The 10,152-nt window shown below is 39.5% G+C and carries 10 protein-coding genes; all 10 read left to right on the top strand.

What is annotated here, in order from left to right:
• Positions 1-1,551 (top strand): glycosyl hydrolase family 18 protein (locus AC220I_RS13295; protein WP_486724331.1); only part of this gene is annotated, 1,551 nt, incomplete at its 5' end.
• A 191-nt stretch (positions 1,552-1,742) separates the two neighbouring features.
• Positions 1,743-1,901 carry a hypothetical protein gene (locus AC220I_RS13290; RefSeq protein ID WP_175438372.1) on the top strand — a complete coding sequence of 53 codons (159 nt, stop codon included), beginning with the start codon at positions 1,743-1,745 and terminating at the stop codon, positions 1,899-1,901.
• Positions 1,902-2,306: 405 nt separating this feature from the next.
• Positions 2,307-3,515, top strand: coding sequence for a carboxylate--amine ligase (locus AC220I_RS13285; protein WP_486724330.1), 1,209 nt, complete (start codon positions 2,307-2,309; stop codon positions 3,513-3,515).
• A 21-nt stretch (positions 3,516-3,536) separates the two neighbouring features.
• Positions 3,537-4,373: a PHP domain-containing protein gene (locus AC220I_RS13280; protein ID WP_486724329.1), complete on the top strand. Its 837-nt coding sequence runs from the start codon at positions 3,537-3,539 to the stop codon at positions 4,371-4,373.
• Positions 4,374-4,402: 29 nt separating this feature from the next.
• Positions 4,403-5,884, top strand: coding sequence for a polysaccharide deacetylase family protein (locus AC220I_RS13275; protein ID WP_486724328.1), 1,482 nt, complete (start codon positions 4,403-4,405; stop codon positions 5,882-5,884).
• A 235-nt stretch (positions 5,885-6,119) separates the two neighbouring features.
• The gene (locus tag AC220I_RS13270) at positions 6,120-6,968 is read left to right on the top strand and encodes a Rossmann-like and DUF2520 domain-containing protein (protein ID WP_486724327.1); all 849 of its coding nucleotides are present in this window, start codon (positions 6,120-6,122) and stop codon (positions 6,966-6,968) included.
• Between the two features lies 1 nt (position 6,969).
• Entirely contained in the window at positions 6,970-7,800 is an 831-nt protein-coding gene (gene panB, locus AC220I_RS13265; RefSeq protein ID WP_486724326.1) for a 3-methyl-2-oxobutanoate hydroxymethyltransferase, read from the top strand.
• Positions 7,801-7,914: 114 nt separating this feature from the next.
• Positions 7,915-8,763, top strand: coding sequence for a pantoate--beta-alanine ligase (gene panC / locus AC220I_RS13260; RefSeq protein WP_486724325.1), 849 nt, complete (start codon positions 7,915-7,917; stop codon positions 8,761-8,763).
• Between the two features lie 11 nt (positions 8,764-8,774).
• On the top strand, positions 8,775-9,164 hold the full coding sequence (gene panD, locus AC220I_RS13255; RefSeq protein ID WP_486724324.1) for an aspartate 1-decarboxylase: 390 nt from the start codon (positions 8,775-8,777) through the stop codon (positions 9,162-9,164).
• A gap of 100 nt (positions 9,165-9,264) precedes the next feature.
• The coding region (gene murB / locus AC220I_RS13250; RefSeq protein WP_486724323.1) for a UDP-N-acetylmuramate dehydrogenase at positions 9,265-10,152 on the top strand (888 nt) is incomplete at its 3' end.

Here is a 10,152-nt window from a genome sequence, read left to right as displayed (position 1 = left end):
AGGACCATTTTCAACAATGAATGGCTTGATTCAAATGAATTTATTCTTAAGAATAATCATGTCTATATAAGCCTAAACTTATTTGAAACCTATATTGATTCGGATTACACACTGTCTGGAACTGGTCAAAGGGTTTATTTAAAAACAGAAAATATTCAAAGTGACTTTGACAATGAGAAATTGACACAGTTTGTCAAGGCTAATTTAAAGGATATTAACATTCCCCTCCTCTATGAAGAGGATGTTGCCTATTTAGATTTAAATCTTATCCAGCGACTCTACCAGCTAGAATCTGTATACTTTTCTGAGACCAATAATTTGATTTTATTTGAAGACCAAAAAATCTATAAGGGTCATTTGAGGGAAGGTACTAAAAAATTTCAGCACTTGAACTCAGATTATATTAAAACAGAAATGACAACTTCAAATGAATTGGTATGGATTGTTGGCGATTTTGATGGATACTATCATATTATAAATGAGTCTGGGAAGCCAGCCTATATTGCCAAGAAAGATATGACCCAAATAGAAGGTTTAAGTGTCAAACTTGAACCTTACAAAACCCCTATGACCAGAGACTTGAAGCAACCCTTCAGTTTTACCTTTGAAGTGATTGACACCTATAAAGATAACTTTAGTAAACAGGCAAACGACATTGAAGATGGCATTGATGCCATTGCACCTACATGGTTTAATCTCAATATAGACGGGATCATCATCAACAGTGCTGACTTGTCGTATTCAGAGTTCGTAAGGCATCAAGATATTGCACTTTGGGGTCTCTTTAAGAATAATTTTGACCCTAAATGGACCCATACCCTTTTAAGTTCGGAAGCTTATCAGAATAAGGCGATAGCACAAATGCTCATGTTTGCAGCAATTTATGATTTAGAGGGCATCAATCTTGATTTTGAAAATATATATTTGGAAGATCAGGATGCATTGAGCGGTTTTGTCAAAAAACTTTCAACTTATACCAAACAATACAATCAAACCCTCACGATGGATGTCACTAGGCCAAGGGGGAGCGATACCTGGTCCAAAGTGTATGATAGAAAGACCTTGAGTCAATATGTAGATTTTATGATTCTAATGGCATATGATGAACATTGGGGTTCAAGTCCTATCAGTGGCTCTGTGGCTTCCTTGCCTTGGACGGAGGAGTCCATTACCATGTCACTAGAGGAGATTCCTGTTGAAAAACTGGTCTTGGGGATACCGCTTTACATGAGAGTGTGGGAGGAAAAACCAGTATCAGGTCAAAAATATAAGAAAGTTGGCTCAAGAGCAATTACTTTATCTGGTTTTGACAAGCTTTTTGCTGAGAAGCAGTTAAAACTTGTCTACGACGAAGCCTCAGGACAACATTATACAGAGTACTTTGAGGGCAATCAAAAATATCGAATTTGGGTGGAGGATAACGATTCACTTAACAAGCGTTTGGAGCTTAGTGGCCAGTATGGATTACCTGGTGTTGCCACATGGAGACGCGGATTTGAGAGAAATGAAACCTTTTCAATCATTTCCCTATGGCAAGACCTGTTGAAATGACATTTTACTTTCAAATATGCAATCTAGAGTCTGAAATATTTCAAAATTCACAAAAATTTATCAAATAGTTATTGTATTCTGCAATAAGATTGGGTATAATTATCACAAGAAGAATAATTGTATACAGAAATACTAAAATGCTTAAATGCAGTGAGGCATGTACAATAAAAATATTTGGTGAGGTGACGCATATGAGAGAAGTAGTAAAAGGTAATCAGTTTAAAGTTGATTTTTGTAAAAGATGTGGCGATGAGAAAAAAGTAAATAAATTTGGCTTATGTAAGACTTGTGAACATGATGTTGATTATGAATACTCGCTTATGTATGAAACTAAAACTAAAGAGCACTAAAACTAATTTATAATCCGAAAGCGCTTTTCAGGTGGTAACCACTCTGAAGGCGCTTTTTTAATTATAGAGCATTAGTTCTCGTCCAGCTTTGAGCAAGAATTATCAACTTGCGAAAAGCGGTTAGACGAGAACGGTAACGGCAAAACAAGGTTTTGACGTTAAATGATTCTAACAACAAAATTTAATCCGAAAACTCTGATGAGGGATGTAAGGCCTCAAACAGCATCAGCGTAAATTATTTTGAGACATCGAAAGATGACTTAAATGTGTGGAGATCATTAGTTGTCATCCAGCTTGGATCAAGTGTGTTTTTAGCAAACACTTGTTGGGCTGCAGACTTTGAATTCAGATTGACACAGCCAACTCATTTTGATACAATTTTGATGATTTGAATGAGGAGGCATTATGAGAGAAGTTGTCATAACGGATGTGAGATATAGAATGACCCTAACAGCAATTTGGTCATTGGGTAAGAAGGGGATTACCATAACGGCAGTGGAATACGAAGATTCAAATCCACAGGAGCGTCTTGGATTTTACTCAAAATATGTGAAGCATTGCCGAATTGTCCCAAATCCTAAAGACAATGAAGCGCTCTTTATCAATGGTCTCATGACAATTGGAAAAGATATTTACTCGAGAACAGGCGAGAAGCCTGTTTTAATTGTCACTGGCAGTAAATCTATGGCAGTGGTGACAAAGAGCTTTGAAAAGCTCATACCTTACTATGAGTTCAATATTGTGGATGAAACCACTTATTATAATGCAAACAACACCTATAAGCTTTCTCAAGTGGCGAGCATGGTCAATGTGCCCTTTCCTGAGACGACCTTCCTCCAGGATGATGAAACCATATTCTTGATGTCAAAGCGCTTGAAATATCCTGTGGTTATAAAATATCGCGAAGGTGAAAAACTCACCCTAAAAGCGCATGAACGCTATAGAATTGTTAAGAAACAAGAGGATTTTGTGAATTACTATACCATGATGCATGAAATTCAACCCAAGCCATTGGTGCAGGAATATATTTCAGGGCCAGGATATGGTGTATCAGTGGTCTTTGATCATCAACACAAGCCCGTAGAAATCTTTTGTCACAAGAGAATACGAGAATACCCCGTTTCAGGAGGCCCTAGTACATTTTGTGAGAGTATATGGGATGATCGAATGGTTCAATATGCCATTAAGCTATTGGAAGCCCTCAAGTGGACTGGATTTGCTATGGTAGAGTTCAAAGGTGATTTGAAAGGTGACCTGAGACTTATGGAGATTAATCCTAGATTTTGGGGCAGTATGCCACTTTCCTTGATTGCTGGATGTGATATGCCCTTTGCTTATTACAAGTCCACGATGAAATTAAAAACACAACACTTGGGCTTCACACAATTTAGAAATCGTTATCGCTTAAATGCAAAAATGCGTTATCTCCTTCAGGATGTGCTATCCGTTAAAGGCTATTTTATAAGAGGCCACTATAATCCTATTATTTTGGGAATATTCCTCAAGGACTTGCTCAATCCAAGAGTCAAGGACGGACTGTTCAGAGTTTCAGACATACAGCCTGGACTCATGTATATTAAAAACGCTCTGACGCGTCATTCAAAATCAGAGTAATTGAGTTGAAAGGATACTTTAATGAAAATAGATTTTCATGTACATTCAAGTTACTCTGAAGATTCTTTTCAGAGCTTTGAAAAAATAATTGAACGTGCTGAACAAATGGGACTAGATGGTGTTGTAATTTTGGATCACAATAACATAGAAGGTACTGATGTCTTGGAAGCATACATGGAAAGCCATTACCGAAACATCCCCCTTAAGGATCGATTGGTGGTCATCAGAGCTGGTGAGTACTCCACAGAGGAAGGTCACTTAATTGTCATTGGCTTAAAAACACCGCTTGAGTCTATCTTAAGGCTGGATCACAAATGGTATAAATGCAAGGAAGTTGTTGAAGCCTCAAAAGCACAAGGGGCTATGATCATCTTGGCCCATCCCTATAGATGGAAGAAACGCCTGCCAAGTGATTGGCTTCTAAGCCAGGTTGATGCCATAGAGGTCTTTAATGGACGGACCTGTTTCGTTAAAGGCAATTATGGGGCTAATGCAAAGGCTGTGGCTTTGGCAAAGCAATTGGGACTTCCTATTGTCGGCGGAAGCGACGGTCATCTCATAAGGGAAATTGGCAAGTCCTATGTCAAATTTGACGTAGATAAGGACGTTTTTGATCCACAGAAACTTCACATGTATTCTTCAGAGGTTCATGGCAGCTGGGGACATCCAATTTATGAGGTCGTTAGTCAGATATATAAGTTCTCTGTACAAAAGAAAATGAGACCGATTCCCAAGCAAATTGTAAAAGCTTTTTATGGTATCGCTATTTATTTGTATGCCTGTCTTAACCCCAAACCCTTCTTAAAGGGACATATCATGCGTTATGAGGCTAAAGAATCAGGCGATTTAACACGTTAATAAAGACAATGATAAGGAGTTTTTACTAAATGGTTTTATTTGAAATCTTGAGAAAAATCAATCGACATATTAAGCATTATCACAAGCGAAAAGCTGGACGTTATCTTTCGCCTGTTAGACGAGTTGAACGCGTATTTCCACTGAGAGATGAGCGCGTATGCGCCATGACCTTTGATGACGGTCCGAGTGCGCTCCCACCTAATCCCCCAACCATAGGCCGTTTGGAATTTACTGATGAGGATACACCGATGGGCTTGACAGAGGTCCTTATGACCACACTGGAAAAGTACGATGCGATCGGAACTTTTGACTGTGTTGGTGGTACACATGAAAATTATCCTGACAAAAGAGGTAAAATAAATACTGCCAAATGGGGTGGAACTGCCCATGATCACTATCCTGATTTTGACAAGGACTTATTGGCAGGAATCATCAATCAACCGGATCTGGGCAAACGTATTTTAGAAAAGGGCCATAACATGGCAAATCACGGAGGAAGACATGTTATTTTCGGCCCTATGAAACTCATTTACGACACAAGGGCTTCGCTGGCGACACTTGATGCCGTCCTTGAAGATTTAACCCTATTTCATAATTACGCCTTTGAGCATTTTAACCATTCACCAAGGCTTTCAAGACCCCCACATTATATCGATGGTATCAAAGGTGGCCTTTCTGCCTATGACGCTTATGCCATGATGGGCTATCAATATATGGCAGCCAGCTTTGATGGTGGCGGCTGGAAACCCTCTAAGGGAAATTATGAGGCGGATGTAGATCTTATGGTTGCTCCTTTAAAGCAAGCCCTTGAGAATGATGAAAATGCCTTAAATGGTCAAATTATTTTTCAAAAGGATGGCTGTAACATGTCGCTTCAAACACCTATAGCAGACGCTCTTGGTCACCAATTGGCATTGCTTAAGGCCTATGGTTACAAGGTTATCGGCGTTGAAGAACTCATAGAGCGGTCACCATTTGAGGATTATGGTGAAGGCATGTTGAATTTTGAAGAGGCTAGAGCCTTAGATCGTGCAGGCTTTATCCTAGGCTATCGAAACAACAGTTTTCAACCTGAAAGAAAGTTGACATTTGGTGAATTGGTGACAATGACAACACCTAAGGACTTGTATGTAGCGCTTACAGCCCTTAAGAGTAAGCATTTGAGAGTGGATTTTAACTATGACATGTGGGATATCAAAGCCATAGAGTCAATACCAGTGCGCGTGAGAAGTAGTCATCCCTACTATTGGAATTTTAAATATGCTAAAAAGCAAGGTTATTTAGAAGCCGAGCATGGCAAATGGGATATAAATGACCTTGTGGATGCCAACATGGCGATTGATTATCTTGACCAAGTCTTGATTGCACATGATGTAGTGCTTTCTGATCAGGAACAAGCCTCAAGAAGTCTCCTATGTGATCAATTAAAGGGGAATGGTCAAAAAACATTGACGCGAAAGGCTGTTTTGCCACTTTTATCTGCAACCCTAAAAAGTGTAAAATTAATGTAAAGTTTTTTGGATTGGCATGGATATGTGCTATAATGATAGTGATAGTACCGATAGGACTATACGCTTTTTTTAGAAATTCACTAATGAACAAACTCTGCTCGGAGCAAAATGCCAGGGACGGAAATAGCAAAAGTTATGATAACATAGCTCTTTTTGTCTTTGACAGAAGGGGCTTTTTTGATGCTGTTAAAGGGTCTCTGATGATTCGATGCGAAGGCGGAAAGGATGTTGAATCATGAAATTTGGATTTGTTGGTGCTGGTAAAGTCGGTCAGACTTTCGGACGTTATTTAAGTCAAAATGGACATCAGGTGGTTGGCTACTATAGCAAGACCTACGACCATGCCTTGGAGGCGTCAAAACATGTAAATGGCACTGCCTTTGAGAGTCTAGAGGCCTTGTCAAAAAGTGCTGACATAATTTTACTCACCGTTAACGATCAAATGATTCAGGTGGTTTCTAAAGAATTGTGTGACTCAGGCAGCGTGGAAAATGTCAAATGTCTTATTCATATGAGTGGTGCATTGCCCTCGAGTATTATGGAAAGGTATAAGGACATCTCCTACGCATCTATTCATCCGATGCAAGCATTTGCAAATATTGAGGAAGCACTCAGTCAAATGCCGTCAACTGTTTTTGGGATTGAAGGCGATTCAGGTGCCGTAACCATATTTGAAGACCTTCTAAAGGGCATGGGCAATGAAGTCATTAAACTGACAGAAACCCAGAAGGTGAACTATCATCTTGCTGCAGTGATTGCTTCAAACTACCTTGTGACATTGGTTCACATGGGACTTGCTCAAATGAAGGCAATCGGGATCGAAGAGGACACAGGCATAAAAGCGTTACTACCACTTATTAAAGGGACTTTAGCGAATATTGAAGCATTTGGAACTGAAAAATCATTAACAGGACCAATTGCCAGAGGGGATTTTAAAACCGTTGAAGCACACCTACACGCAATGGACAAAGAGGCTGAAGCACTCTACAAGCATCTTGGAAGAGCAACACTAGAAATTGCTCAAACCCAGGCCATGCCTGTGGAAAAAGTGCAGGCACTCAGACATCTTTTAGAGGAGGAATAATATGTCAAAAGTAACGAAAGCAACTTTTCTACAGAAAAAACTAAAGCATGAAAAAATCACTGTTTTAACAGCCTACGATTATTCAATGGCCAAGCTATTGGACCAGGGTGGTGTGGATTGTCTATTGGTTGGCGATTCACTTGGCATGACTATGCTGGGTTATGAGGATACCTTGTCTGTCACCATGGAGGACATGATCCACCATACAAAAGCTGTGGTAAGAGGTACTAAACATGCCATGGTCGTGGCGGATATGCCATTCCTTTCATACCACATCAGCGTTGAAGAAGCCATTAGAAATGCTGGCAGACTTATAAAGGAAGCTGGTGCACATGCCATTAAACTCGAAGGCGGTATTCAGATAAAAGATAAAATTGAAGGCATTATCAATGCACAAATACCAGTTATGGGACATTTGGGATTGACACCTCAATCGGTAAATGCCTTTGGCGGTTTCAAGGTTCAGGGTAAATCTGAAAGTCAAGCCCAACAGCTGATAGAAGAAGCAAAGTTACTTGAATCACTGGGCTGTTTTGCAATTGTCCTTGAGTGTATTCCAGCAAAGCTTGCTAAAATTATAAGCGAAAGTATCAGTATTCCAACGATTGGAATTGGTGCCGGAGGAGATTGTGATGGTCAGGTATTGGTCATTCAAGATGTCCTTGGCATGTACACTGAATTGACGCCAAAATTCGTCAAGCAGTATGCCGTCTTAAACGGTACCATCGAACAAGCTGTAAAAGCTTATTGTGAAGATGTAAAAAATGGGGTGTTTCCAAGTGAGGAGCATACCTTCAAAATAGATGAGAGCGTTCTTGAAAAATTATACTAAGGTGATGTTATTAACCGGTGGATTTAAAGTAAGAAATTTAATCTAACAGGGTTTATCTGAGCGTATAATCAAAAAGCATAGATTTGAAAAACAAAAATTTAGGAGATCAATAACATGAAAATTGTTCATAGGGTGGATGACCTAAGAAAGGTTGTCAAGGATGCCAAAAAGGCACAAAAAACTGTGGGTCTTGTGCCAACAATGGGCTTTTTACATGAAGGACACTTGTCCTTGATGAAAGAAGCCAAAGCAAATACGGACTTTGTTGTGGTGAGTTTATTCGTAAATCCAACACAATTTGGACCAAATGAGGATTTAGAATCTTATCCTAGAGATTTTGATAGAGATGCTGAACTTTGTGAATCAGCAGGTGTGGATGTCCTTTTTAATCCAAGTGTTGAAGAAATGTATGGGCCTGACTACAGCACCTACGTAAATTGTGAAGGTGATATTACCACTGTTTTATGTGGCGCTTCAAGACCGGGTCATTTTAAAGGCGTTACAAGTGTAGTGGCTAAGCTTTTTAATATGGTAGCGCCAGACAAGGCTTTTTTTGGCCAAAAGGATGCACAACAAGTAGCTGTTATTGAAAAAATGGTGAGAGAACTCAATTTTGATATCGAAATCATTCCATGTCCAATCGTTAGAGAGGCGGATGGCTTGGCACTTAGTTCAAGAAACACATATTTATCTGAAACTGAAAGAAAGGACGCCCTTGTCCTTTCGGAGGCATTGACACTTGCAACGCAAATGATTAAAGCGGGTGAAACAGATGCTAATAAGGTCAAGGCTGAGATGAGAGCCCATATCGGTAAAGTGGATTATGCGGTGATTGACTATGTTGAGATTGTGGCAGCAGATACCTTGAGAAGTATAGAGGTATTAAAGGGTGATGTTTTAATCGCAGTAGCGGTTAAAATCGGCAAACCAAGATTAATAGACAATATTAGGATTTTTATTTAGGAGGAATATTCATGTTAGTAACTATGTTTAAAAGTAAAATTCATCGTGCAACTGTGACAGAGGCAAACCTAAACTATGTGGGCAGTATAACCATTGATGAAGATATTTTAGATGCAGCTGGTATTCTTCCAGGTGAAAAGGTTCAAATTGTTAACAATAATAACGGCGCAAGACTTGAAACTTATACAATCGTCGGTGAAAGAGGCAGTGGCGTTGTTTGTTTAAACGGTGCGGCAGCAAGACTTGTTCAGCCAGGTGATGTGGTGATTATCATCGCTTATGCCATGATGGATAAAGAAGAAGCGAAAACTTACGAACCAGACGTTGTCTTCTTGGATCATAAGAACAAAATTGTTGAAATCAGTCATTTTGAGAATCATGGAGAGACTAAAATCTACTAATTAATTACAATGATTTGATTTGAATACAAGGGCTGTTTGTGTTAGAATGGTCTAGGAATTCGAGTAAATGATTGGATATATCACTCAGATGGAGCGTAGAATGAAATTTGAACAATTAAACCGTTTTTTAAAGAAAGAGCAGATCCTTTTAAACGCGCAAATGAAAGACCATACCTCGTTTAAAATTGGTGGACCAGTGGCATGTATTGTATTGCCGTCCTGTGTTGAAGACATCAAAAACACCATTGCGTTTTGTCGGGAAAGCAATATAACCTACCATCTTATGGGCAACGGTTCAAACATCTTGGTTGATGATGATGGTGTTGAGGGTTTGATTATTAAAATCAGTGATACCTTCAGTGGTGTGGAAATTAAAGATGATTATGTCATCGCAGAAGCTGGTGTCTTGCTTTCAAAGCTCTCAAAAATTGTTTTAAGGGCCAGTTTGAAGGGGTTTGAATTTGCGTCAGGTATTCCTGGCACTCTTGGCGGCGCTATATTCATGAATGCCGGTGCCTATGGTGGTGAAATGAAAGACGTCGTGGAATGGGTAGATGTTCTGACCTCTGAGGGTGAAATAGAGCGTATAAAATGTGCTGATATGAACTTTGCTTATCGAACCAGCCTTGTCAAGGAAAAAGGATACGTTGTCTTAAGAGCGGCGATAAAACTTGAGAAGGGTGATTATCAGGAAATCGTTGAGACTACGAATGCATTAACGCAAAAAAGGGTGTCCAAGCAACCTCTGGATTTGCCTAGTGCAGGTAGTACCTTTAAGCGTCCAGAAGGGCATTTTGCTGGAAAGCTGATTGAAGATGCAGGCCTTAGAGGCCTTAAGTATGGTAACGCAATGGTATCTGAAAAGCACTGTGGTTTTGTGGTAAATACAGGTAACGCAACCTGTAAAGAGGTGATCACTTTAATAGAAATTATTCAGAAGGTGGTCAGAGACCAATTTGATGTGACACTCGAAAGAGAAGTTAGAATT

The organism is Fusibacter sp., assembly GCF_057447755.1.
Note: the sequence above shows the minus strand (reverse complement) of the source record. Positions and strands in the feature narration are given on the sequence as shown.

Excerpts from the sequence above, each read along its gene's own strand:
- AC220I_RS13290 (WP_175438372.1), top strand. The coding sequence starts at position 1,743 with ATGAGAGAAGTAGTAAAAGGTAATCAGTTTAAAGTTGATTTTTGTAAA.
- AC220I_RS13285 (WP_486724330.1), top strand. The coding sequence starts at position 2,307 with ATGAGAGAAGTTGTCATAACGGATGTGAGATATAGAATGACCCTAACA.
- AC220I_RS13280 (WP_486724329.1), top strand. The coding sequence starts at position 3,537 with ATGAAAATAGATTTTCATGTACATTCAAGTTACTCTGAAGATTCTTTT.
- AC220I_RS13275 (WP_486724328.1), top strand. The coding sequence starts at position 4,403 with ATGGTTTTATTTGAAATCTTGAGAAAAATCAATCGACATATTAAGCAT.
- AC220I_RS13270 (WP_486724327.1), top strand. The coding sequence starts at position 6,120 with ATGAAATTTGGATTTGTTGGTGCTGGTAAAGTCGGTCAGACTTTCGGA.
- panB (WP_486724326.1), top strand. The coding sequence starts at position 6,970 with ATGTCAAAAGTAACGAAAGCAACTTTTCTACAGAAAAAACTAAAGCAT.
- panC (WP_486724325.1), top strand. The coding sequence starts at position 7,915 with ATGAAAATTGTTCATAGGGTGGATGACCTAAGAAAGGTTGTCAAGGAT.
- panD (WP_486724324.1), top strand. The coding sequence starts at position 8,775 with ATGTTAGTAACTATGTTTAAAAGTAAAATTCATCGTGCAACTGTGACA.